Below are 24,000 nucleotides of genomic sequence, written 5' to 3'. Positions count from 1 at the left end.
GAACACCGACATGACTTCTTCCTCCTCACGCTCCGCCGGCCGCGCGCCGGCCCTGCTCGACAGCGCGGGCTTCCGTGCTGCCGTCATCGGCTCCTTCACCAAACTGGCCCCGCAGCACGCCTTCAAGAACCCGGTCATGGCCGTGGTCTGGCTGGGCACGCTGCTGACCGCCGGCCTCACCCTGGCCGGCACCACCACGCCCGGCATCGGCTGGTCGGTGACCGTGCTGCTGTTCGTCACCGTGCTGTTCGCCAACTTCGCCGAAGCCGTCGCCGAAGCGCGCGGCCGCGGCCAGGCGGCGTCGCTGCGCCGCGCCCGCAAGGACCTTGTCGCGCGTCGCATCGACACGCCGCTGGGCGGCACCGAGCGCCGCCTTCCCGCGGCCGAACTGAAGCCGGGCGACTACGTCATCGTCTCCGCCGGCGAACAGGTCCCGGCCGATGGCGAAATCGTCAAGGGCCTGGCCACCATCAACGAGTCGGCCGTCACCGGCGAGTCGGCGCCCGTGCTGCGCGAAGCCGGCACCGACCGCAGCGGCGTGATCGGCGGCACCAAGGTGCTGTCCGACGAGATCGTGGTGAAGGTCACCGCCGAGCCCGGCCACAGCTTCCTCGACCGCATGATCGCGCTGGTCGAAGGCGCCAACCGGCAGAAGACACCGAACGAAATCGCGCTCGGCCTGCTACTGCTGACGATGACGCTGACCTTCCTGATCGTGGTCGTCTCGCTGCCCTTCATCGCCGGCTTCGTCGGCGCCAAGCTCGATCCGCTGCTGCTGGTCGCGCTGCTGGTCTGCCTGATCCCCACCACCATCGGCGGCCTGCTGCCGGCCATCGGCATCGCCGGCATGAACCGTGCGTTGGCCGCCAACGTGCTGGCCAAGTCGGGCAAGGCGGTCGAAGTCGCCGGCGACATCGACGTGCTGCTGCTCGACAAGACCGGCACGATTACCCACGGCGACCGCCAGGCCACGCTGTTCCATGCGCTGGCCGGCGTCGACCGCGAACAGCTGCGCGACGCCGCCATGCTGTCTTCGCTGGCCGACCCCACGCCGGAAGGCAAGTCGATCGTCAAGCTGGCGCGCGAACAGGGCGCCACGCTGGCCGATCCCGAACGCGCGCAGTTCGTCGCGTTCACTGCGCAGACCCGCATGTCCGGCGTCGATCTCCCCGACGATGGCCGTGGCCACGTCCGGGTGATCCGCAAGGGCGCGATGGACGCGATCCTGAAGCACGTGCAGGCGCTCGGTGGCAACGTACCCGCCGAGCTCACCGCGCGCGTCGAACAGGTCGCGCGCAACGGCGCCACCCCGCTAGTGGTCAGCGACGGCAACCACGTGCTCGGCGTGGTCGAACTCTCCGACGTGGTCAAGCACGGCATCAAGGAGAAGTTCGCCCACATGCGCGCCATGGGCATCCGCACGGTGATGATCACCGGCGACAACCCGCTGACCGCCGCCGCGATCGCTGCCGAGGCCGGCGTGGACGACTACATCGCCGAGGCGCGCCCGGAAGACAAGCTGGCGCGCATCCGTCAGGAACAGGCGGGTGGCCGTCTCGTCGCCATGGTTGGCGACGGCACCAACGACGCGCCTGCGCTGGCACAGGCCGACGTCGGTCTGGCGATGAACTCCGGCACACAGGCGGCGAAGGAGGCCGGCAACATGGTCGACCTCGATTCCGATCCGGCCAAGCTGCTGGAGGTGGTGGAAGTCGGCAAGCAGCAGCTGATCACCCGCGGCGCGCTGACCACGTTCTCGCTGGCCAACGACGTGTCGAAGTACTTCGCCATCCTGCCGGCGCTGTTCGCCGCGGCGATTCCCTCGATGGGCGCGTTGAACGTGATGCAGCTGTCCAGCCCCACCAACGCGGTGCTGGCGGCGTTGATCTTCAACGCGATCATCATCCCGCTGCTGATCCCGCTGGCGCTGCGCGGCGTGCGCTTCCGCCCGGCCGGCGCCACCGCGCTGCTGCGCCGGAACATGCTGGTCTACGGCGTCGGCGGCGTGCTGCTGCCGTTCGCCGCGATCAAGCTCATCGACCTGTTGCTGGCCGCCGTCACCGGCGCCTGAGGAATTGCCATGAATGTTTCCACGATGTCTTCCACGCCGGTGTGGCGCGCCTCGTTGGCGCTGGCACTGGTCACGCTGCTCGGTTTCGGCCTGCTGTATTCGCTGGCCGGCGCCGGCCTGGGCCGGGTGCTGTTCCCGCACCAGGCCAACGGCAGCCTGATCGAACGCGACGGCCAGGTGATCGGTTCCTCGCTGGTCGCCCAGCCGTTCGCCGACGACCGTTACTTCCAGTCGCGCCCGTCGGCGGCGAGCTACAGCGTGATGGGGCTGGCCGGCAGTAACCAGGCGCGGACGAATCCCGACCTGCGTGCGCGCATCGATGAGGCGCGCGCCGCCGTCGCGGCCCGCGAGGGCGTGACCCCGGCCGACGTGCCCAGCGACCTGGTCACGCAATCCGGCGGCGGCATCGATCCGCACCTGTCGCCGGCGGCGGTGCAGATCCAGATCGCTCGCGTCGCGCGTGTTCGCGGCCTGCCGGTCGGTGAGGTCGAGCAGGTGGTTGCCGAACATACCGAGGGACGCCAGTTCGGCCTGCTGGGTGCGCCGCGCGTCAATGTGCTGGAACTGAATTTGGCGCTGGATGCGCGTGGAAAGCCCGAGTAAGGCGACATGGATCTGGCTGGGCAGAGCGAGGATTGGCTTTCTCTTCTCCCCCGCTTGCGGGGGAGAGGATGCCGAAGGCAGGTGAGGGGGCAAACGAAGCCAGCGTCGCGTCCGTGCCTGGCGCTGCTGCCGCGTCTGGCCCCCTCACCCCAGCCCTCTCCCCCGCCTGCGGGGGAGAGGGGGCGAGAAGCGAGGCTGCCAGTCCGGATGGTCAACAAACCACCATCGCCAGCGAACCAGAAAGGTGCGCCGCCGAAGAAAGTTTCCTCGCGCGCGGTGTTCAAAGGTGCGTTGACGAAGAAAGTTTCTTCGCATTCCAAAGAAGAAAGATTCGACGACGACGTCCATCGCCTCGCGCACCAGGTCCGACACCTCGACGACGAGGAAAATTTCCTCGCTGCCGAACCTGAAAGGTTCATGGGGTCGAGGCTTTCAGGTGAGACGACAAGGAAACCGACATCTCTGCCGAACCAGAACGGTGCGTGGGCGATGACATCTGCTTCGCGAACAAGGCATTCCTGCCTCTCCATCGAGGAAAACTTCCTTGAAAGCGCCGTCCGCGCACATGCAGGTCACCACTACGGCGTCGCCGTTACCCCGCGCGGCCGAGCCACCTGCTCGCCGTGACACGACAACAGGCACACTATCGCCATGACCGACGCCCGCGACCGCCAGGCCGATGCCCTGATCGACCACCTGCAGCGTGAGCAGGGCGGGCGGCTGACCATCTTCCTGGGCGCAGCGCCCGGGGTCGGCAAGACCTACACCATGCTGTCGCGGGCGCGTGAGCTGCGCCGGCAGGGCAGGGACGTCGTGGTCGGCATCGTCGAGACGCACGGGCGCGGCGAGACCGCGGCGCAGACCGAGGGGCTGGAGATCCTGCCGCGCCGGCGCGTGTCCTACCAGGGCCGCTGGCTGGACGAGATGGACCTGGACGCGCTGCTGGCGCGCCGCCCGCAGATCGCGCTGGTCGACGAGCTGGCCCACCGCAACGCGCCGGGCAGCCGCCACGAACGCCGCTGGCAGGATGTGATCGAACTGCTGGACGCGGGCATCGACGTCCACACCACCATCAACATCCAGCACCTGGAAAGCCTCAATGACGTCGTCCACCGCATCACCGGTGTGCGCGTCAGCGAGACCGTGCCGGACATCGTGTTCGACCGCCTGCGCGACATCGTGCTGGTCGACCTGCCGCCGCGCGAGCTGATCGAGCGGCTGCACCAGGGCAAGGTCTACCTGCCCGAACAGGCGGCGCAGGCGCTGCAGGCGTTCTTCTCGCCGTCGAACCTGATCGCGCTGCGCGAGCTGGCCATGCAGACCGCGGCCGACCGCGTCGACAGCGACCTGCGCGAAGATCAGGCCGCGCGCGGCTTGCCCGGCTTGCCGTTGCGGCGGCGCGTGCTGGTCGCCATTGACGGCTGCGGCCAGTCCGACTATCTGGTGCGCGCCGCGCGCCGCATCGCCGAGCGCCGCGATGCACCGTGGAGCGTGGTGACGGTGCAGCCGTCGGAGGCGGTGGAGACGGCCAAGCAGCACGAGATCGACCAGGCGTTCGCGCTGGCGCGCCGCCTCGGTGCGGACACCGAGGTGCTGCGCGGCGCGCGCATCGCCGATGCGCTGCTGGATCACGCCACGCAAAGCGGCGCCTCGACGCTGGTGCTGGGGCGGACGCGCGAGCGGCCGGTGGCGCGCATGTTCAACCGCACGCTGACCCAGCAGATCCTGCAGCGCGGTGCGCACTACGAACTGGTCATCATCAGCACGCCGGAAGCGCGCGCACGTGCGCGTCGCGGCGACACCGGCATCGGTAGTTGGCTGACGCGGCATGAGCTCGCGTTCGCCGCCGTGGCCTCGTTGCTCTCCATTGGCGTGGCATGGCTGGCCGAGCGCTGGATGGGGCTGGAAGACGTCTCGATGGTCTTCATCGTGGCGGTCGTGCTGGTCGCGTCGCGCACGCGGATGACCGCCGCGGTGCTGGCCGCGCTGCTGGGGTTCTTTGCCTACAACTTCTTCTTCATCGAACCGCGCTTCACCTTCAACATCACCGCCCGCCAAGGCGTGACCACGGTGTTCCTGTTCCTGATCGCCGCGTTGGTGGCAGGGCGACTGGCCTCGCGCCTGCGCATGCAGGTGCTGGCGCTGCGCGCGGCCAACACGCAGGCGACCGCGTTGCAGGCGCTGGGTCGCGAACTGGCCGTCGCCGCCGACCTGGGGCAGGTGCTGGCCGCCGGGCGCAAGGCACTGGAGCGCGCACTGTCGGCGGAGGCCTGGCTGCGCGTGCAGGGGCGCGAGGAACCGGCGACGACGACGCTCGCCGGCACCGACCTGGCCGCCGCCGACTGGGCACAGCAGCATGGGCAGGCCACAGGCCGCCACACCGATACCCTGGCAGGCGCGGGCCGCTGGTTCCTGCCGCTGCGCGGCGACCGCGGGACGCTGGGCGTGCTGGGGTTGCGCTTCGACGACAGCGCCCCCCGATTGCTGCCGGAGCAGCGTCGACTGGCCGAGGCGATGGCCGAGGACATCGCGCAGGCGGTGGTGCGCACGCGGCTGGTGGCGGAGCTGGAAGACGCACGCGTCGGTGGCGAAACCGAGCGCCTGCGTTCGGCGCTGCTGTCATCGGTGTCGCACGACCTGCGCTCGCCGCTGGCGTCGATGATCGGTTCGGCCAGCAGCCTGGCCAGCTACTGGAACGCGATGGGCGAGAACGACCGCCGCAGCCTGCTCGACACCATCCAGACCGAAGGCGAGCGGCTGGACCGCTACATCCAGAACCTGCTCGACATGACGCGCCTCGGCCACAGCGGGCTGACGCTCAACCGCGACTGGATCGGCGTGGACGAACTGCTCGGTTCGGCGGTGACGCGCCTGCAGCGCTACCAGCCGGAGGTGCGCGTGCAGACCACGGTGGCCGCGGACGTGCCGCCGGTGTGGGTGCATCCGGCGCTGATCGAGCAGGCGGTGTTCAACGTGCTGGAGAACGCGGGCAAGTTCTCCCCACCCGGCGAGCCGGTGCAGGTGGAGGCGAAACTCGTCGACGGCGCGTTGCGCGTCGACGTACGCGATCGCGGCCCCGGCATTCCGGAAGACGAGCGCAGCCGCATCTTCGACATGTTCTACAGCGTGGAGCGCGGCGACCGCGGTCGCCACGGCACCGGCCTGGGGCTGGCGATCTGCCAGGGCATGGTGGGTGCGCACGGCGGCAGCGTGGAAGCGCTGCCGGGGCCGGATGGCCGCGGCACGGTGATCCGGATTACCCTGCCGCTGCTCACTCCCGCCTAGGATCTGGTTTGACCTATACCGCGCCACCACCCGCGTCCGCCCCGCCGGCGCGCATCCTGGTGATCGACGACGAGCCGCAGATCCGGCGCTTCCTCGACATCAGCCTGCGCGCGCAGGGCTATGTGGTGGCGATGGCGGAGGGCGGCCGTGCCGGGCTGGCGGAACTGGCCGCGCATGGTGCCGACCTGGTGGTGCTGGATATCGGTTTGCCGGACATGGAAGGCCACGACGTGCTGCGCGAGCTGCGGCAGTGGTCGCAGGTGCCGGTGATCATGCTGACCGTGCGCGACGGCGAGATGGAGAAGGTCGCCGCGCTCGATGGCGGCGCCAACGACTACGTCACCAAGCCGTTCGGTGTGCAGGAACTGATGGCCCGCATCCGCGGTCTGCTGCGCACCCGCGCCGCCGCCAGCGGCGACGCGATGCCGCTGTTCGACGACGGCCATCTGCACGTGGACCTCGGCCGCCGCGAGGTGACGCTGGACGGTGAAGCCGTCGCGCTGAGCCGCAAGGAATTCGCCCTGCTCGCGTTGCTGCTGCAGCACCCCGGCCGCGTGGTCACGCAACCGCAACTGCTGCGCGAACTGTGGGGCCCCAACCATCAGGACGACACCCACTACCTGCGCATCCTGGTGGGCAAGCTACGGCAGAAACTGCACGACGATGCGACCGCGCCGCGGTACATCGCGACGGAGCCGGGGGTGGGGTTGCGGTTTGTGGGGGTGGGATGAGGGTAGTGAAGCGGGTGTGCGAATCCGTTTTAACTCGGGTGGTAGGGGGCTGACAGTCAGCAATGGACTCCGGAACAACGACCAACTCTGACGCAGGCCGTTCGGCCCACCTTCCGCGGTGGCCCATTCCCTTCGTATTCCTTGCCTACTTCGTGCTCTTTCTCTACTTCGTGGAGTCCGGGCAGACGATTCCGGCCATGGTGTTCGGAATCTTGGCATTGCCGGTCCTCATCGCTGCTTCGTTGTTTTCTGTGGCGGTGTTCGTCCGCTTGGTATTCGGTGTGTACAGAGGACGTCTCTCCTGGCTGGGCCTGTTGGCGTGGTTGGCCGTTGGAACAGCCTGCGCAGTGATGGCCGCACAGATTCTTCGGTAGTTCCCCAGAGGTGGCGGACCTTGCCCTGTGGGCTGGGCCGTGCTGGGGCCAAGGTACAATGACGCCATGACGTCCCCCCGCATTCCCCACGAAACCCTGCGCCTCTCGGTCGCCCCGATGATGGACTGGACGGATACGCATTGCCGCGTGTTCCACCGGCTGCTGGCGCCCAAGGCGCGCCTGTACACCGAGATGGTGCACGCGCAGGCGGTGATCCATGGCGACCGCGACCGGTTGCTGGGTTTCGACACCGTGGAGCATCCGGTGGCCGTGCAACTCGGCGGCAGCGAGCCCGAACACCTGGCGCAGGCCGCGCGCATCGCGCAGGACTGGGGCTACGACGAAGTGAACCTCAACGTCGGCTGCCCGTCTGACCGCGTGCAGGCCGGACGCTTCGGCGCCTGCCTGATGAAGGAGCCTGCGCTGGTGTCCGAGTGCGTCGCGGCGATGATCGAGGCGGTGGGCATTCCCGTTACGGTGAAATGCCGCCTGGGCGTGGACGAACAGGAAGACTACGACCTGTTCCGCGCCTTCATCGACACGGTGGCCGACACCGGCTGCAACACGTTCTTCGTGCATGCGCGCAAGGCCTGGCTGCAGGGTCTGTCGCCGAAGGAGAACCGCGAGATCCCGCCGCTGCGCTACGACTGGGCCTATCGCCTGAAGCGCGAGCGCCCGGGGCTGACCGTCGCGCTCAACGGCGGCATCACCACGACCGCGCAGGTGCACGAACACTTGCAGCACAGCGACGGCGTGATGATCGGTCGCGCTGCCTACCACGAGCCTTATGCGTTGCATGAAATGCAGGTGGCGCTGTTCGGTGGTGAGATGCAGTCGCGCGTGGACCTGCTTCGCGCCTGGCGCCCCTACGTGGAGGCGCAGTTGGCCAAAGGCGTGGCGTTGAAGCACCTGACCCGGCACGTGCTGGGCCTGTTCCATGCCCAGCCCGGCGGACGCGCGTTTCGCCAGATCCTCAGCGAAGGCGCGCACAAGCCCGGCGCGGACTGGTCGCTGGTGGAGCAGGCGCTGGCCGCGACCACGCGCGAACTGCGCCCGGCGGCCTGATCATGATCACGCGCGACGTCGCCGCCTTCATCGCGTTCGCGCGCTCGCTGGCGACCGACTTCGGTCCGGCGACCGCACGCGCGGCCTTCCTGGTGTCGCCGGATGGCTTCATGCGGGCCGAACAATCGGCGCAGGACAACCGCTACATGGCCGAGGCCGGCGCGTTCGATACCGGTGCCGCATTGCGCGAGCACCATGCGTTGCAACGCGCGCTGGGGCAGGACGTGCCGGTGGTCTGCTTCCCTGGCGACGAGGCGACGCCGGATGCGGTGTTCCCGAACAACGTGTTCGCCACTGCCCGCGTCGATAGCGAACCGAGGTTGATCGTCGGCCGCATGCGCCACGAGGTGCGGCAACGCGAGGCGGGCAGGGCGGACATCCGCGGGTTCTTCCGCGACACCCTCGGTTACGCCGAGATCGACCTTTCCCGCCAGCCACACCCCTGCGAACTGACCGGTGCGCTGGTCATCGACCGTGCGCGTGGCATCGGCTTCTGCGGCCTGTCGGAACGCTGCGACGAAGCTGGCGCGGCCCGGATGCATGAGGCCTTCGGCCTGCGCACCACGCTGATGTTCGATCTGGCGGCTGGCGAATACCACACCAACGTGCTGCTGGCGGTGCTGGCCGGGCGGGCGGCTCTGGTCTATCCGGGAGGCCTGGACGCGCCGGGCCTGATGCCTGCCCTGGAGGCGTTGTACCCCGGGGGCGTGGTCGAACTGTCCCGAGAGGAGCAGGCCGCGTTCGCTGGCAATGCCATCGCGCTGGGGGCGGAAAGGGTGTGGATGAGCCGGCGTGCCCACGCGGCCCTGCGGCCCGCCACAGTGACCGGCCTGGAGGCCGTGGGTTTCGCAGTGCACAACGTGGCACTGGAAGCGATCGAAGCCGGCGGCGGGTCGCTAAGGTGTTGTGTTGCCGAGGTTTTCTGACGGTTCAGCTGGCTGAATGCGGGGCAAGACCCTGTGGATAAATTCAGAACGGATTCACTGCCGCGGTCCAAGACTTCACTTCCATTCTCCAGAGGCGGTTTCGGGTTCCGTTCAGTTTCGCGACCCCAGTTCCGTTACGATTCCGTTATGCGTTTTCGTACCCCGACCCTAGCCGCCCTTGCCTTGGCGGTGCTCGCCGCCATCACCGGTACTGCTGCGGTGCACGCACAGGATGACCGTGGTCGCGGGGACGCGCCGCCGTCGCGGGAGCGCGGCGCACCGCGCAGCGACGACCGTGGTCACCGCAACTCCATGTCGGATTCCGTCCGCCGCGTGCGCAGCGATTCGGGCAACCAGGTGTTGAGTGTCGAACGCATGCAGTACGACGGCCGCGATGTCACGCGCGTCAAGTACATCGACGACCGGGGCCGCGTGCGCACGCAGACCCAGGACGATGTGGGGCCGTCGCGCCGCGATGCCGATTCGCCGGTCCGGCCGCGCCGCGACATCGCTCCGCCGCCTGCACGCGGCGATAACCCCTCGCGCCCGTAGTCTTACGTAGAATCCACGCTCATCATGAGCACGTCCGTGGCCGGTTCCGCGCCACGCGCAATACCAAGGAGAGTCCATGCGTATCCTGCTGGTCGAAGACGAAGCCCCCCTGCGTGAAACCCTGGCAGCGCGCCTGAAGCGCGAAGGCTTTGCGGTCGACGCCGCCCAGGACGGCGAGGAAGGTCTCTACATGGGCCGCGAAGTGCCGTTCGACGTGGGCATCATCGATCTCGGCCTGCCGAAGATGTCGGGCATGGAGCTGATCAAGGCGCTGCGCGACGAGGGCAAGAAGTTTCCCGTGCTGATCCTGACCGCGCGCAGCAGCTGGCAGGACAAGGTCGAAGGCCTGAAGCAGGGCGCCGACGACTATCTGGTCAAGCCCTTCCATGTGGAAGAACTGCTGGCCCGCGTCAACGCGCTGCTGCGCCGCGCGGCGGGCTGGAGCAAGCCGACGCTGGAATGCGGTCCGGTCGCGCTGGATCTGGCGGCGCAGACCGTCAGCGTCAACGGCAGCAACGTCGACCTGACCAGCTACGAGTACAAGGTGCTCGAGTACCTGATGATGCACGCGGGCGAACTGGTCTCGAAGGCCGACCTGACCGAGCACATCTACCAGCAGGACTTCGACCGCGACTCCAACGTGCTGGAAGTCTTCATCGGCCGCCTGCGCAAGAAGTTGGACCCGGACGGCGAGCTGAAGCCGATCGAGACCGTGCGCGGCCGCGGCTACCGCTTCGCGATCCCGCGCAGCGGCGAAGGCTGATGCCCCGCGCCGGCATCGCCTGCGCTTGATGCCTGCGCCACCCTCCGGCGCCGCGCCATCCGCGCCCGTCGGCCGTGACCGGTTCGACGGGTGGCGGCCGCGTTCGTTGCGTGCCCGCCAGCTGCTCGCCGCCAGCCTTGCGCTGCTCGCCTTCCTCGCCCTGGCCGGGTATGCGTTGGACCGTGCGTTCGTCGACACGGCCGAGGACAACCTGCGCCAGCGGTTGAAGAGCTACGCGCTGTACTACACCGACAAGGTGGAGTTTGGGCGCAACGGCACGCTGATCCCTCCCTACAACACGCCAGATCCCCGCTTCGACATGCCCGACAGCGGGATGTACGCGCAGGTGGTGCTCCAGGGCGTGCCGCCATGGGGGTCCAACTCCACGCTGGGTCCCGAGCTGCCGGTGCCGCGGATGCTGGGTGCGCTGGAAGAATCGTTCGAAGGTCCCTTGCCGATCCGTCGCGCCGACGGCAGCGACAGCGAGGCCTACCGGTACGGTGTGGGTTATGCATGGCCGGCGACGCACCAGCATGCCGAGATTCCTTACAGCATCTACATCTTCGAGGATGCGCAGGCGCTCAGCGCGCAGATCCGCGTATTCCGGGGATCGCTGTGGGTCTACCTCGGCGGCGCCGGGGTGATCCTGCTGCTGCTGCAGATGCTGGTGCTGCGCTGGAGCCTGCGTCCGCTGCGACGGGTGATCTTCGAGCTCAGCCGCGTGCAGCGCGGCGAGCTGTCCGGCATGACCGAGAGTCATCCGCGCGAACTCGAGCCGCTCACCGACAGCATCAACGCCTTCATCGAGAGCGAGCGCGAAAACCTGGAGCGCCAGCGCAACACGTTGGCCGATCTCGCGCACAGCTTGAAGACACCGATCGCCGTGCTGCGGACGCAGCTGGACAGCGGCGGGGGCGATCCGCAGGCCTTGCGCGAAGAACTGGACGTGCAGCTCAAGCGGATGAACAACCTGGTGTCCTACCAATTGGCGCGCGCGGCCTCAAGCGGCCACAAGCTGTTCTCCGCCGCCGTGGCCATCGAGCCGCATGCCGAGGAAATCGTGCGCGGGCTGGAGAAGGTGTACGCCGCGAAGGGCGTGATCTGCGAGTTCGAAATCGATCCGCGTGCGCGTTTCCATGGCGAGACCGGCGACCTGCAGGAACTGATGGGCAATCTGCTGGAGAACGCCTTCAAGTGGGCACGTTCCCGTGTCCTGTTGACGGTGACCGTGGGTGCGACAGCGCCGCAGCGGCGTGCCGGCCTGTTCATGGCCGTCGACGACGACGGACCGGGCATCGCCGAGGAGGATGTGGCGAAGGTCCTGCAACGCGGTGTGCGCGGCGATGAGCGCGTGCAGGGGCATGGCATCGGGCTGTCGATCGTGCAGGACCTGATCCGCGACTATCGCGGCGAGTTGCAGGTGCGGCGATCGGAGGAACTGGGTGGCGCGCGCTTCGAGGTAAGGTTGCCGCCGGGCCTGTGATTCAGGCCGCCGCGCCGGCCATCGGCGAGGGGCCGTAGAAACGCGCCAGATGCGCCGCCACGTCCGGCATGGACTCGGCCAGCACGTCGGGCGCCGAGAAGTGGTACTCGGTGGTCACCGCAAAGAACTCTTCGGGCGCTTCCGCGGCGTACGGGTCGATGGCGGTGTCATGGCCCAGGTCGACCTGCATGCAGAAGTCGTCGTAAGCGCGTTGGAAGTCGCGCGCCCAGCGACCGTGCCACGCGTCCGGCAACGGCGGCGTGCCGTCGAGCTCGCCATCCAGCACGTCCAACTTGTGCGCCATCTCGTGGACAGCCACGCAGAAGCCGGCGTCGGGTTCGGCGATGTCGGCCTGCACGTCGGCCCAGGACAGGATCAGCGGCCCCTGGTCCCACGCTTCACCGGCCAGATCGTCTTCCCACTCGTGCAGCACGCCGGCTGCGTCGGTGTGCGTGCGCTGCACGCGGAACGCGTCCGGGTAGACGATCAGTTGCGACCAGCCGCGCAGGCCGGCCTCGCCGTACTCGAGCAGGGGCAGGCAGCACAGCGCGGCCAGCTGCGCGCGATGCGCCTCGTCGAGGATCAGTCCGGCCAGCGGCGTGATGGTCTTCTGGTGCAGGAAGCGCGCCGTCAGTGCCCGCAGGCGCTCCGAGCGCTCGTCGTCCAGCGCCGATACCCATGGGGTAGCGGTGCGCACGCGTTGCCAGAGAGTGTCGTCAATCGACGGGGAAGGGCGCCGCAGGCGGCGCAACAGTCCGATCACCGGGTGCCGCCGTCCGCGTCAGCGGAACATGCCCGGCAGGAAGCTGTGCCACTTCGAGCCGCGGCTACGCGGCAGTGGAGTGTCGTCGTCATCGCCACCGCCACGCGAGGTGGCAGGCGTCAGCGAGGTCGGCGCACCGTACTTGCTGCGCACGGCGGTGGCGCGCGCGCGGCGCGCGTCCGATGCGGTCGGCACGGCATCGACCGGACGTTCGGCGACCGCACGGTCGGCGACGTCCTGGCAGGTACCGGTGGTGCCGTTGGCGATGCCGCGACCGTTCTGGGCGAATACCGCCGCCGAGGCAACGAGAAGCAGCAGGGCAAGGCTGGCGCGAAGCATCGGAGGGACTCCTGTCGGTCGGTTACAGCGGCCAGATGACGCCGCCGACTATAGCCGGATTGACGGCGGCCGGCACGGATCCGCCCCCTCCGTGCGACGAAACGGCGGTCCGTGGCGACGGATCGAGGAAAACCGGCGACGGGCTGCTGCGTCGCAGCAGGCGGGTGGCCCGGCTTCCGGCAGACTCGCGCCATGCCGAGCCCTCCCGATCGCCCGCTGACCGCCCCCGCCCTGCGCCTGGCGCTGATTGCCGGCGCCCGCCGGGTCATCGCGGCCCGGGATGGGTTGAACCGGATCAACGTGTTCCCGGTGGCCGATGGCGATACCGGTAACAACCTCGCCTCCACCCTCGGCAGCGTGCTGCACGGCGCGCTGAGCCAGCCCAGCCAGCATGCCGGCGACCTGCTCAGCCGGGTCGGCAACGACGCGATCGACGGCGCGCGCGGCAATTCGGGCGCCATCCTGGCGCAGTTCCTGCACGGGGTAGCCGAACGCGTCCGCCCCCTGCCCGAACTGGACGTCCGCTCGCTTGCCGCCGCCGTGCGCCAGGGAGCGCAGAGCGCGCGGCAGGCGCTGGCCCAGCCGGTCGAGGGCACCATCCTCAGCGTTATCACCGCATTCGCCGACGAACTGGATGCGGCGGCGGACAGTGCGCAGCCCGATACGCGCAGCGGATTCACCCGGGCACTGGTGCGGGCGCGTCGCGCGCTGGCCGATACCCCGCGGCAGATGGCGCTGCTGCAGAAGGCCGGTGTGGTGGATGCGGGCGCGCAGGGCTTCGTCGATCTGCTGGAAGGCATCGCCGAGTTCGTCGAAGGCGGTCCGCGGGCGGTCCGCATGCGCACGGGTGCGCCGGTGGCGGCCAACGATGCCGGCGTGCCCTTGGCGCACGACCACGAGATCGATCCCGGCCGCCGCTGGTGCACCGAATGCCTGCTGCTGGGCGAGGCGCTGGATCGCGAGCGCCTGCGCTCGGCCCTGGAAGCGCTTGGCGCCGACTCCATCGTCATCGCGGGCGGTGTGTCCCGACTGCGCGTACACGCCCACACCGGCTCGCCGCAGGCGCTGTTCGATGCCTGTGCAACGCAGGGTCGCGTGGAGGGCATGAAGGCCGACGACATGATCCGGCAGCAGGCGTTCGCCGCCGCACCGCAGCCGCTGGTGGTGGTCACCGACAGCGCCGCCGATCTGCCGGATGACATCGCCGAGCGCCATGCGATCGGGGTGGTGCCGGCGCGCGTGGATCTGGACGGTCGCGATTATCTGGACAAGATCGGGCTGTCGACCGCCGAGTTCTACCGGCGCATGGCGTCGTCGCGCCAGCTGCCGCGCACCAGCCAGCCGCCGCCTGGCGATTTCCGCCGGCAGTTCGAATTGTCGCTCGCGCACCATGCGCGCGTGCTGTATGTGGGTCTGTCGCGCGCACTGTCGGGCACGTTGCAGTCCGGCGAGCATGCGGCGGCGCGCGATCCGGGTCGGCGGGTGCGCGTGTTCGACACGATCAACGCGGCTTGCGGGCAAGCCCTGCTGGTATGGCGTGCCGCCGAACTGGCGGCCGAAGGGAAGGATGAGGCAGAGGTGGTCGACGAACTGGAGCGCCTGCGCCCGCTCACGCGGATGTGGGCCATCGCGCCGGACATTTCCCATGCAGTGCGCGGTGGCCGCATCCCGCGATGGGCGGCGCCGATCGCCCGGCTCAGCGCGCTGACGCCGATGGCGAAGATGAGCGTCGATGGCCGCATGGTCGTCGCCGGCTTGCTGCTGACGCGCGCGCGCGCGCCCGAGGCGTTCGCGCAGCGGGTCGTGCGCCAGTTGGATGCGGGGCAGCGCTGGCGCCTGATCGTCGGGCACTGCGATGCGCGTGCCGAAGGCGAGCGTCTGCTCGCGGCGTTGCGCACCCGGTTGTCGATCAGCGAGGACCGACTGGTAGAAACCGGGGCCGCCATCGGCGCGCACGCCGGGCAGGGCGCCTTGATCGTGGCGGTGCAGCCGGCGCCCGATGCCTGAGCCGGTGAGGGCGTGGCCCATAATGGCGTCATGCTGACCGCCTGCCTGTTGCTGTTCGCCTACCTGATCGGCTCTGTGTCGGGCAGCCTGATGCTCGGCCGCCTGCGTGGCGTGGACATCCGCACGCAGGGCAGCGGCAATGCCGGCGGCACGAATGCCTTCCGCACGCAGGGCGCGAAGTTCGCACAGGGCGTGGTGCTGATCGATATCGGCAAGGGCGCGCTGGCGGCGTGGCTGGCACTGCGGTTCGCGCCGGGCGAAGGACCACTGTCGCCGCGCGCACTGGGATTCCTGGCGGTGTTCGTCGCGGCGATGGGCCATGTCTGGCCGGTCTGGCATGGGTTCCGCGGCGGCAAGGGCGTCGGCACGCTGCTGGGTGGCATGGCGGTGCTGTGGCCGATGGTGCTGCTGCCGTTGTTCGCGGCGTGGTTGGGCGTGCTGGTGACGACGGGTTACGTCGGCCTGGCATCGATCATCGCCACCGCCTGCCTGGTGCCGCTGGCGTGGTGGATGCCGGTCGATCGTGCCGCCCAGGTGTTCGCGGTGGCCGCGGCGTTGCTGGTGCTGTTCACCCATCGGGTGAATGTCCGCCGCCTGCGCGAAGGCACCGAGTCGCGCTTCGAGCGTGCGCGCATCTGGCGACGACGCGCATGACCGGCGAGCGCGAACTGCTGCAGCGCCTGATCGAAGGCCCGGTGTCCGGTGATGCACTGGCGCGCGATGCCGGCCTGACGCGTGCCGCGATGTGGAAGCGCATCGAGGCGCTGCGCGAAGGCGGTGTACGCATCGATGCGCAGGCCGGGCGTGGCTATGCGCTCGCCGAACCGGTCGAATTGCTGGACGCCGACCGCATCCGTGCGCAACTGCAGGCCGCGACCGTCGGTGCCCTGTCGTCACTCGAGGTGGCGTGGTCGCTGGACTCGACCAACAGCGAGTTGCTCCGGCGCAAGGCACCCGAGCGCGGTCTCGACGCCTTGCTCGCCGAGCAGCAGACGGGCGGCCGCGGCCGTCGCGGGCGACAGTGGGCGTCGCCGATCGCATCGAATCTCTATCTGTCGCTGTCGCGGCAATTCTCCGGTGGCCTCGCGCGCCTGGGCGGCCTCAGCCTGGTGGTCGGCGTGGCGGTCGCCGAGGCGTTGAAACAGGCCGGCTACGATGCCGTGGGCGTGAAGTGGCCGAACGACCTGCTCGCGCACGGCCGCAAGCTTGGCGGCATCCTGGTCGAAGGCGGTGGCGAACACGGGGGTCCGGTACGCGCGGTGATCGGCATCGGCGTGAACGTACGCATGCCGGCACCCATGGCCACCAGCATTGATCAGGCGTGGACGGATCTCGCCCGGCTGGCCGATGGTGCGCCGTCGCGCAACACGCTGGCGGCGCAGTTGCTGGATGCCCTGCTGCCGGCGCTGGAGCAGTTCGATCACGACGGCCTTCCGCCCTTCCTCGCGCGTTACGCCGCACTGGATGTGCTGGCGGGGCGCGCCGTCACCGTGCATGGTCCTCAGGGCGACGAGCAGGGCGTGGCCGATGGTATCGGCGATGACGGCGCGCTGAGGGTGAACATGGGGCAGGCTATGCGGCTGGTGCATGCAGGCGAGGTCAGCGTGAGGGCGACATGACGCAGTGGGTGTTCGACCTGGGGAACTCGAGGGTGAAGTGCGCGGCGCTGCATGCCGATGGCACGCTCGGCCATGTGCAGGCCATCGCGTACGACGAAGGCTTCGTCGCATCGCTCGACGCGATGCTGCCGCCGACGATGGCGCGGGAAGCCTCGATGGCCGTCGTCGCCAGCGTGGCGTCGCCGGCACGCACGGCGGCCGTCATCGACTGGCTGACCCTACGATTCGGCACCATTTCCCTTCCGCGCACGCAGCCTGTGCTGGCCGGCGTGCGCATCGCGTACGACGAGCCCGCGCGGCTGGGCGTGGATCGATTCCTCGCGCTGCTGGCCGCGCGTCGCCGCGCGGCCCGGAGCTGGCTGGTGGTGGGCGTGGGCACGGCACTGACCGTCGACCTGCTGGATGCGCAGGGTCTTCACCGGGGTGGGCGTATCGCGCCTTCGCCCCACCTGATGCGCGAGGCTCTCCACGCCGCGGCCGGGCAACTGCCGGTGACGGGAGGCCACTACGTCGAGTTCGCTGCCGACACGCCCGACGCGCTGGCGTCCGGCTGCGAAGGCGCCGCGCTGGGTCTCGTCGAGCGCAGCCTGCTGCAGGCGGAGGACAGGCTGGGCGAACGGCCGGCGTTGCTGTTGCATGGCGGTGGCGCCGCCGGCTTGATGCCCTGGTTGCAGGGCGCAGTGCTGGCGCCATCCCTCGTGCTCGAGGGATTGGCTGTCTGGGCGCGCCTCGATGGCGATGCGTGAGCGCGGCTAGAATCACGGCATGCTGATCCGCGCCCTGATCGTCCTGCTGGTTGTCCTGAATCTGGGCGCCGCCGCCTGGTGGCTGACACGCCCCGTGGCGCCGCCTGCGCCGCCACTCGCCCTGCCGTCGGGCGTGGCCCGCCTGCAATTGGTGGACGAGCCCGCGTCGCCGGCGAGTGCGCCGACGGCATCGGCCGCGACCTTGCCCGCCGCCGAAGCTTCCATGGCTGCCTGTTTCAGCCTGGGGCCTTACACGAGCCAGGCGGCGGCCACTCAAGCGCAGGCGGCGACCGCGGGGCGACTGTTGCGCACGCGTCTTCGTGAAATCCCTGGCACGAGCGCCAGTGGCTATCAGGTGGTGATCCCGCCGTCCGCGACGCTGGAAGATGCACAGGCCATCGCGGCGCGCATCGGTGCAGCGGGCTTCGACGATTTCCTGGTGGTACGCCAGGGCGATCAGGCGAACGGGATTGCCCTGGGGCGCTATCGCAGCCGTGAAGCCGCGGACCGTCGCCTTGCGCAACTGCAGGCCGCGGGTTTCGGGGCAGCACTGCAGCCGGTGGGTCGCGCCGGTCCCAGCCTGTGGTGGCTGGATGCGGGTGTGGCGGACGGTGTGGACGCGGCCGAAGTGGCGCGTACCGCATCCAGCGGTGTCCCCCAGCCCCTCGAATGCACCGCGCTGCGCTAGAATTGCGACCCGCGCCGCTTTAGCTCAGCTGGTAGAGCAACCGCCTTGTAAGCGGTAGGTCATCCGTTCGATTCGGATAAGCGGCACCATGTTCCTGCGGCTGATGGCGCGACCGTGCTGCGATGCCACAGCCCCGTCATTGCCGACCACTTAGACTGTGCGCCTGTTTTCCACAGGACGTACCCATGAGTCGAGCCTTTCCCCCGGTCTCCCTGATCGGCGTGCCCACCGACATCGGCGCTGGACATCGCGGTGCACGGATGGGGCCGGATGCGCTCCGCATCGCGGGTCTGGGCGAAGCGCTGGCGGCGCGCGGTGTGGACGTGATCGATACCGGCAATGTGCAGGGACCGTCCAATCCGTGGACCGGTCCCGTCGCGGGCTATCGCCACCTCGATGAGGTGGTGGCGTGGAACCGCGCCGTGATGGACGCCACCGCGGCGGAACTGGACCGTGGACGCCTGCCGATGATGCTGGGCGGCGATCATTGCCTGGCGATGGGATCCATCACCGCGGTCGCGCAGCATTGCCGCCGGGCCGGCAAGAAGCTGCGCGTGCTGTGGCTGGACGCGCATTCCGATTTCAACACCAGCGAGGTCACACCGTCGGGCAACATCCATGGCATGCCGGTGGCGTGCCTGTGCGGGATAGGTCCCGATGCGCTGACGAAGCTCGGCGGCGATTCCCCGGCGATCACGCCCGCGATGGTGCGGCAGATCGGCATCCGTTCGGTCGATCCGGAAGAGAAGAAGCTGATCAAGGACCACAGGGTCGATGTGTACGACATGCGCTACATCGACGAGGTCGGCATGAAGCGCACGATCGAGGCCGCACTGGAGGGCGTCGACGGCGATACCCACCTGCACGTCAGCTTCGACGTGGACTTTCTCGACCCCAGCATCGCGCCGGGCGTCGGCACCACGGTACCGGGCGGCCCCAATTACCGCGAGGCGCAGCTGGTCATGGAGATGATCGCCGATACGCGCCTGATGGGGTCGCTGGATATCGTCGAGTTGAACCCGGTGCTTGACCGTCGCAACCGCACCGCCAAGTTGACCGTGGATCTGGTGGAAAGCCTGTTCGGCAAGTCCACGCTGATGCGCGACTGACGCCGGCCGCGATTGGGAAAACTGCGACTGAACAGGCCATAGGCGGCTTCACGTGGCCTATACGTTGCGCCGCTGAAGGTGGCTGCACACGCCACCGCGGCGTCGGACGCACCTGCGGTGGCTCCCTGTCCAATCCAAGGAGGCGACTCATGAAGCGTGCAATGGCCCTGTTGATGATGGCGATGTTCTCGATGGCGGTCCTGTCCGGTTGCAACACCGTGGCCGGCGCCGGCAAGGACGTCCAGAAGGTGGGCGAAAAGGTCGAAGACAAGGCCCAGGACTGCAAGGACGGCCGCTGCTGATCGCACCGGTCCCGCGCGCCTGAAAGCGGGGTCGCGGGGCGATGACGGGGCCGGGGCGACCCGGCCCCCGTCGTTCCGGCCGGCCCGTTGGTCAGGCGCCAGCCAGTGTGGTTGAATCAGACTCGCCGCACGCGACGACAGGGCACGCCGCCCGCATCGCGCCCTTTCCACCTATGTCGAGGAGTTCTGCCATGAAGCGTTTTTCCGCACTGATCGTACTGGCCCTGTTGTCGATTGCCGTGCTGTCCGGCTGCAATACCGTGAAAGGCGTGGGCAAGGATGTGCAGAAGGTCGGCGAGAAGGTCGAGGACGCGTCCGGCAAGTGACGCGATTCCGTCGCACGAAGAAGGCCGCCTCCGGGCGGCCTTCTTCGTTTCCGGCGGCCTGGAAGCGACCCGCGCGTATTCACGGTTGAGAATGCGGGCTCATGCCGGTGAACGGTTCAGCGATTCCTAATGGCGTGTTGACGTCGGGTTGATCGTCGCGCAACGGACGCGTTGCGATGCTGTCCGCGCGGCGCCCCCTGCCGCTCAATCAAATGAGGCAACACCATGAACCAGGACATCATCGCCGGTAACTGGAAGCAGCTGAAAGGCAAGATCCAGGCGAAGTGGGGCGACCTGACCGATGACGACTTCAAGGTCGCGGAAGGCAATGCCGAGTACCTGACCGGCAAGCTGCAGGAGCGTTACGGGTACGACCGTGACCGTGCCAACACCGAAGTCGAGGATTTCCAGCGCACGCTGCGTTCGGACAGCACGTTCAAGCACTGACGCGCGCAATCATGCTGACGGACAGTACAAGACGGGCCGCGCAATGCGGCCCGTCTTCTTTCGTGCGCGAGGGTCAGCGGTAGCGCGGCGGGTCGGCGACAAATCCGCCGGGGAATGCGCGCGGGCCTTCATCGCGCCACGTCGGTCCATGACGACGGGGAACCACGCCCAGTGCGACCAGTCGGCGGTACTCGTCGTAGCGCACTTCGCTCACCTGCTCCGGCTGGCGGGTCGCGCGGTCGAACCCCGTTCGCGACGTCGGTGACCACTCGCGACCGCCGTGACCGGTACCGATGCTCTGCTGCCTGGCTGCGTCGTTGGCGGCGATGCCACGGGAGGAGCCCGCTGGCGCGGCGGCTTCCGCCTCCGCCCGCTTCTCCATCGATCCGCGCGCGATCGGCGGTGGCGTGTACTGCGGATAGCGGTAGGCACGGGCCTCTCGGAACGCGGCAACGCCGATCACACCGACGTTGCGCGGCCGTCCCGTCCGTGCGGCGTAGCTGTCGCCGAGGTCGGTGAATACGAACTGCGCCACGTCACTCATCGACTTGCGCCAGCCGGTGACCTCGGTGGTCTGCCACGGCTCCAGCACGTAGCCGGCCTGCGAGGGGTTGGCGGTCTGGCCGGTGATGGCGTTGATCCCGTCCACGGACAGCACCACCAGCACGCGCTCGCCCGTCGTGTTGGTCAGCCGGACGCTGTAGCGGTTGCCGGGCGTGCCGGCGACCCAGAGATCGCCCCGGTGCGGATGCTGTGCCAGCCATTCGCCGGTGTCGCGGTCGACCACGCTGACGTCGACCAGCGGACCGGCATGGGCGGGTGCGCAGGCAAGCAGGGCCAGCGTGGCGAGGGATGCGAGGATGCGGTGCAGCATGTCCGTTCTCCTGGTGGGGACGTTGCTGCGAACGGCCGGCCGGAGGCAACGGGGTTGTCCGGGTGGACGATGCCGGTGCCGGTTAAGCCGCGGGCAGGGTGCGCCTGCGACGCCGTGTCGCAGGCCTTGGGTCCGCATGCCCTGGCCCCAGCCGGTAAACTGGCCGCTTTCCCGCATTCCCCCGCACTGCACATGACCACCCGCGTCCTTACCGGCATCACCACCTCGGGCACGCCGCACCTGGGCAACTACGTCGGCGCCGTGCGCCCTGCCGTGGCCGCCAGCCGCGCCGCGGATACGGAAAGCTTCTATTTCCTGGCCGACCTGCACAGCCTCATCAAGGCGCAGGACCCGGGGCGCACGCAGCGTTCCACGCTGGAGATCGCGGCGACCTGGCTTGCCTGTGGCCTGGAGCCGGACAAGGTGTGGTTCTACCGCCAGAGCGACGTGCCGGAGATCACCGAGCTGACCTGGTTCCTGACCTGCGTGGCGGGCAAGGGCATCCTCAACCGCGCGCATGCCTACAAGGCGGCGGTGGACAAGAACAACGCCGACGGCGAAGACCCGGATGCGGGGGTCAGCGCGGGCCTCTTCATGTACCCGGTGCTGATGGCCGCGGATATCCTGATCTTCAATGCGCACCAGGTGCCGGTGGGGCGCGACCAGATCCAGCACATCGAGATGGCGCGCGACTTCGGCCAGCGCTTCAACCACGTGTACGGCAAGGAGTACTTCACCCTGCCGGAAGCGTTGATCGACGACAACGTGGCGACGCTGCCCGGCCTCGACGGCCGCAAGATGAGCAAGAGCTACAACAACACCATTCCGCTGTTCGTGCCTCGGGACGAGCTCAAGAAGCTGGTGTTCTCCATCCTCACCGACTCGCGCGGTCCGGGCGAGCCGAAGGACACGGAAGGCTCGGCGCTGTTCCAGCTGTACCAGGCCTTCGCCAGCGCAGACGAGACGCGCGCCTTCGCGCAGCAGTTCGCCGACGGCATCGGCTGGGGCGAGGCCAAGCAGCAGCTGTTCGAACGCATCGATGCCGAGATCGCGCCGCTGCGCGAGAAGTACGAAGCGCTGATGGCGAAACCCGGCGACATCGAAGCGATCCTGCGCGACGGTGCGCGCCGCCTGCGCGAGCGTTACGCCACGCCTTTGCTGGCGGAGCTTCGCCACGCCGTGGGCCTGCGCGACCTGTCGCAGGTGCCGGTGGTGGAAGCGAAGGTCGGGCCGTCCAAGGTCGCGCTGCCGGCATTCAAGCAGTACCGCGATACCGACGGCCGGTTCTACTTCAAGCTGGCGGATGCGGACGGCAACGTGCTGATACAGAGCAACGGCTTCGACTCGCCCAAGGACGCCGGCAAGCTGATCGGCGTGCTGAAGCAGGCCGAGCAGGCCGATGCGATGCAGACGCCGGCGATCGTGCTGCAGGTGCCGGTCGACGAAGCACTGGCGGCACTGGCGGCGTTGCGCGCCGCGGAGGCCTGAGCATGCCGTATCTCGCGGTGATCCTGTTCCTGCCCTGGTTCCTGCTGCTCGGCTCGCTGTTCTGGCTGTTCCCGCGCCAGCCGCGCAATGCGCGTCGCAAGGGCTTCGACCTGGTGGTGCTGGCGGTGGCGTTCCTGCTGAGCTTCATCGGCATGCAGTGGGGCTATGCCCTGGGCGCGGCCGATGTCGGCACCGGCGCGATCTGGAAGCAGGTGCTGGCCACGCTCGTGGCGTACGGCGCGTTCCTGTTCGTGCTGACGCTGGCGGTGCCGCTGCGAGTCTGGTGGTTGTCGCGGGGCTGATGCCGTCAGCGGATGGACCGTTCCACCAAAGGCGGGTCGTAAGGCCGCGATACCGGGACTAGAATCGGATCATCCGTCCCCACACAGGTACGCGGATGAGCCTGCACGGCATCCATACCATCGACACCGCGTTCCAGCGCGATCATTTCGACGCGGCTTACCTCGTCGTCGAAGACGGTCGCGCTGCTTTCATCGACTGCGGCACCAACCATTCCGTGCCTCACCTGCTCGCTGCGTTGCAGCGGGCTGGCGTGACGCCCGAGGACGTCGACTTCCTCATCGTCACCCACGTGCACTTGGACCATGCCGGTGGCGCCGGGCTGCTCATGCAGCACCTGCCCAATGCCACACTGATCGCACACTCGCGTGCGGCGCCGCACCTGGTCGATCCGACCAAGCTGATCGCGGGCGCCACGGCCGTTTATGGCGAAGAAGAGATCCAGCGAAGCTACGGCGCGATCCAGCCGGTGCCGGAATCCCGCGTGCGCGTCGTGGGGGATGGCGAGGTCGTGATGCTGGGCGAACGTCCGCTGCTCTGCATCGATGCGCCGGGCCACGCGCGCCACCACCATTGCGTGTGGGACGAACGCAGCCGTTGCTGGTTCACCGGCGATACGTTCGGGCTGTCCTACCGCGAACTGGACGGCCCGCAGGGTGCCTTCATCCTGCCGACCAGCACGCCCGTGCAGTTCGAGCCGGTGGCGCTGAAGGCCAGCATCGCACGCATGGTCGCGCATGCGCCGGAGGGCATGTACCTGACCCACTATGGCCGTGTCGGCGATGTCTCGCGACTGGCACACGCGCTGTACGAACAGATCGATGCGATGGTGGCGATCGCCGACAGTTGCGACGGGCGCGCCGATCGGCATCGCTGCCTGGCCGCGGGCTTGACCGCGTTGTATCTGGAGCGCGCGCATGCGATGCAGGTGCCGCTGGCGGACGAGGATGTCGCGCGCATTCTGGCGATGGACATCGAACTGAACGCGCAAGGCCTGGGCGTCTGGCTGGACCGCGGGCGTCCGTGAAGCCCGCAGGTCTATGAATTCTCGTTTGTGGGAGCGATGTCAGTCGCGATGACGGACCTTGCGCTCTTCATCGCGACTGGCGTCGCTCCCACGTCCATCCTTTAGACTCGCG

At 68.7% G+C, this 24,000-nt stretch carries 25 protein-coding genes and 1 tRNA gene; 23 read left to right on the top strand and 3 right to left on the bottom strand.

All coding sequences use genetic code 11. The features are described from left to right. The first annotated feature begins 10 nt into the window (after positions 1–10). From kdpB to IB230_RS07935, 10 genes are all read left to right on the top strand, one after another. Positions 11–2,071 carry a potassium-transporting ATPase subunit KdpB gene (gene kdpB, locus IB230_RS07980; RefSeq protein ID WP_192270710.1) on the top strand — a complete coding sequence of 687 codons (2,061 nt, stop codon included), beginning with the start codon at positions 11–13 and terminating at the stop codon, positions 2,069–2,071. Between the two features lie 9 nt (positions 2,072–2,080). Further along, positions 2,081–2,674 carry a potassium-transporting ATPase subunit KdpC gene (gene kdpC / locus IB230_RS07975; RefSeq protein WP_192270708.1) on the top strand — a complete coding sequence of 198 codons (594 nt, stop codon included), beginning with the start codon at positions 2,081–2,083 and terminating at the stop codon, positions 2,672–2,674. 207 nt (positions 2,675–2,881) lie between these two features. Further along, positions 2,882–3,301: a hypothetical protein gene (locus tag IB230_RS07970; RefSeq protein WP_192270706.1), complete on the top strand. Its 420-nt coding sequence runs from the start codon at positions 2,882–2,884 to the stop codon at positions 3,299–3,301. 24 nt (positions 3,302–3,325) lie between these two features. Next, the gene (locus IB230_RS07965) at positions 3,326–5,959 is read left to right on the top strand and encodes a sensor histidine kinase KdpD (protein WP_192270704.1); all 2,634 of its coding nucleotides are present in this window, start codon (positions 3,326–3,328) and stop codon (positions 5,957–5,959) included. Positions 5,960–5,967: 8 nt separating this feature from the next. Next, a complete protein-coding gene (locus tag IB230_RS07960) occupies positions 5,968–6,690 on the top strand; it encodes a response regulator transcription factor (RefSeq protein WP_225589266.1) in 723 nt (240 codons plus the stop codon). A gap of 440 nt (positions 6,691–7,130) precedes the next feature. After that, positions 7,131–8,129, top strand: a complete 999-nt coding sequence (gene dusA, locus IB230_RS07955) for a tRNA dihydrouridine(20/20a) synthase DusA (protein ID WP_192270702.1) — start codon at positions 7,131–7,133, stop codon at positions 8,127–8,129. A gap of 2 nt (positions 8,130–8,131) precedes the next feature. Then, on the top strand, positions 8,132–9,055 hold the full coding sequence (locus IB230_RS07950) for an arginine deiminase-related protein (RefSeq protein WP_192270700.1): 924 nt from the start codon (positions 8,132–8,134) through the stop codon (positions 9,053–9,055). A 147-nt stretch (positions 9,056–9,202) separates the two neighbouring features. Further along, the gene (locus IB230_RS07945; protein WP_192270698.1) at positions 9,203–9,607 is read left to right on the top strand and encodes a hypothetical protein; all 405 of its coding nucleotides are present in this window, start codon (positions 9,203–9,205) and stop codon (positions 9,605–9,607) included. Between the two features lie 76 nt (positions 9,608–9,683). Continuing rightward, positions 9,684–10,370: a response regulator transcription factor gene (locus IB230_RS07940; protein ID WP_055937106.1), complete on the top strand. Its 687-nt coding sequence runs from the start codon at positions 9,684–9,686 to the stop codon at positions 10,368–10,370. A gap of 28 nt (positions 10,371–10,398) precedes the next feature. Continuing rightward, the gene (locus IB230_RS07935) at positions 10,399–11,853 is read left to right on the top strand and encodes a sensor histidine kinase (RefSeq protein WP_192270696.1); all 1,455 of its coding nucleotides are present in this window, start codon (positions 10,399–10,401) and stop codon (positions 11,851–11,853) included. Position 11,854: 1 nt separating this feature from the next. Here IB230_RS07935 and IB230_RS07930 read toward each other — a convergent pair whose 3' ends face one another. Both IB230_RS07930 and IB230_RS07925 read right to left on the bottom strand, forming a co-directional pair. Then, positions 11,855–12,550 carry a M90 family metallopeptidase gene (locus tag IB230_RS07930; RefSeq protein WP_343227270.1) on the bottom strand — a complete coding sequence of 232 codons (696 nt, stop codon included), beginning with the start codon at positions 12,548–12,550 and terminating at the stop codon, positions 11,855–11,857. Between the two features lie 84 nt (positions 12,551–12,634). Continuing rightward, a complete protein-coding gene (locus tag IB230_RS07925; RefSeq protein WP_192270694.1) occupies positions 12,635–12,955 on the bottom strand; it encodes a hypothetical protein in 321 nt (106 codons plus the stop codon). A gap of 192 nt (positions 12,956–13,147) precedes the next feature. Between IB230_RS07925 and IB230_RS07920 the strand changes: the two genes are divergently transcribed. From IB230_RS07920 to IB230_RS07875, 10 genes are all read left to right on the top strand, one after another. Then, the gene (locus IB230_RS07920) at positions 13,148–14,962 is read left to right on the top strand and encodes a DegV family protein (RefSeq protein ID WP_192270692.1); all 1,815 of its coding nucleotides are present in this window, start codon (positions 13,148–13,150) and stop codon (positions 14,960–14,962) included. A 30-nt stretch (positions 14,963–14,992) separates the two neighbouring features. Beyond that, a complete protein-coding gene (plsY, locus tag IB230_RS07915) occupies positions 14,993–15,616 on the top strand; it encodes a glycerol-3-phosphate 1-O-acyltransferase PlsY (RefSeq protein ID WP_192270690.1) in 624 nt (207 codons plus the stop codon). After that, entirely contained in the window at positions 15,613–16,581 is a 969-nt protein-coding gene (birA, locus tag IB230_RS07910; protein ID WP_192270688.1) for a bifunctional biotin--[acetyl-CoA-carboxylase] ligase/biotin operon repressor BirA, read from the top strand. The genes plsY and birA overlap by 4 nt, the downstream gene beginning before the upstream one ends. Continuing rightward, a complete protein-coding gene (locus IB230_RS07905; protein ID WP_192270686.1) occupies positions 16,578–17,327 on the top strand; it encodes a type III pantothenate kinase in 750 nt (249 codons plus the stop codon). The genes birA and IB230_RS07905 overlap by 4 nt, the downstream gene beginning before the upstream one ends. 19 nt (positions 17,328–17,346) lie before the next feature. After that, complete coding sequence (locus tag IB230_RS07900; protein ID WP_192270684.1) at positions 17,347–18,015, top strand: SPOR domain-containing protein; 669 nt, start codon at positions 17,347–17,349, stop codon at positions 18,013–18,015. A gap of 13 nt (positions 18,016–18,028) precedes the next feature. Next, positions 18,029–18,104: transfer RNA gene (locus IB230_RS07895), tRNA-Thr, on the top strand. Positions 18,105–18,200: 96 nt separating this feature from the next. Then, positions 18,201–19,124, top strand: coding sequence for an arginase (gene rocF, locus IB230_RS07890; RefSeq protein WP_192270682.1), 924 nt, complete (start codon positions 18,201–18,203; stop codon positions 19,122–19,124). A 149-nt stretch (positions 19,125–19,273) separates the two neighbouring features. Beyond that, positions 19,274–19,426 (top strand): entericidin A/B family lipoprotein, encoded by a 153-nt coding sequence (locus IB230_RS07885; protein WP_192270680.1) that lies wholly within the window; start codon positions 19,274–19,276, stop codon positions 19,424–19,426. Between the two features lie 191 nt (positions 19,427–19,617). After that, positions 19,618–19,752 carry an entericidin A/B family lipoprotein gene (locus IB230_RS07880; protein WP_192270678.1) on the top strand — a complete coding sequence of 45 codons (135 nt, stop codon included), beginning with the start codon at positions 19,618–19,620 and terminating at the stop codon, positions 19,750–19,752. Positions 19,753–19,977: 225 nt separating this feature from the next. After that, positions 19,978–20,199, top strand: a complete 222-nt coding sequence (locus IB230_RS07875) for a CsbD family protein (RefSeq protein WP_062358006.1) — start codon at positions 19,978–19,980, stop codon at positions 20,197–20,199. A gap of 73 nt (positions 20,200–20,272) precedes the next feature. Here IB230_RS07875 and IB230_RS07870 read toward each other — a convergent pair whose 3' ends face one another. Next, on the bottom strand, positions 20,273–21,073 hold the full coding sequence (locus IB230_RS07870; protein WP_192270676.1) for a hypothetical protein: 801 nt from the start codon (positions 21,071–21,073) through the stop codon (positions 20,273–20,275). 192 nt (positions 21,074–21,265) lie between these two features. Between IB230_RS07870 and IB230_RS07865 the strand changes: the two genes are divergently transcribed. The 3 genes from IB230_RS07865 (at position 21,266) to IB230_RS07855 (ending at position 23,888) form a co-directional block, all read left to right on the top strand. Beyond that, positions 21,266–22,561: a tryptophan--tRNA ligase gene (locus tag IB230_RS07865; RefSeq protein ID WP_192270674.1), complete on the top strand. Its 1,296-nt coding sequence runs from the start codon at positions 21,266–21,268 to the stop codon at positions 22,559–22,561. A 2-nt stretch (positions 22,562–22,563) separates the two neighbouring features. Continuing rightward, positions 22,564–22,863, top strand: coding sequence for a hypothetical protein (locus IB230_RS07860; RefSeq protein WP_192270672.1), 300 nt, complete (start codon positions 22,564–22,566; stop codon positions 22,861–22,863). Between the two features lie 95 nt (positions 22,864–22,958). Next, positions 22,959–23,888 (top strand): MBL fold metallo-hydrolase, encoded by a 930-nt coding sequence (locus tag IB230_RS07855; RefSeq protein WP_192270670.1) that lies wholly within the window; start codon positions 22,959–22,961, stop codon positions 23,886–23,888. Positions 23,889–24,000: the final 112 nt, after the last annotated feature.

This window comes from Pseudoxanthomonas sp. PXM01 (assembly GCF_014851815.1).
Classification (GTDB): Bacteria; Pseudomonadota; Gammaproteobacteria; order Xanthomonadales; family Xanthomonadaceae; genus Pseudoxanthomonas_A.
The sequence above is the reverse complement of the archived record's forward strand: the minus strand, read 5'-3'. Positions and strand labels throughout refer to the sequence as shown.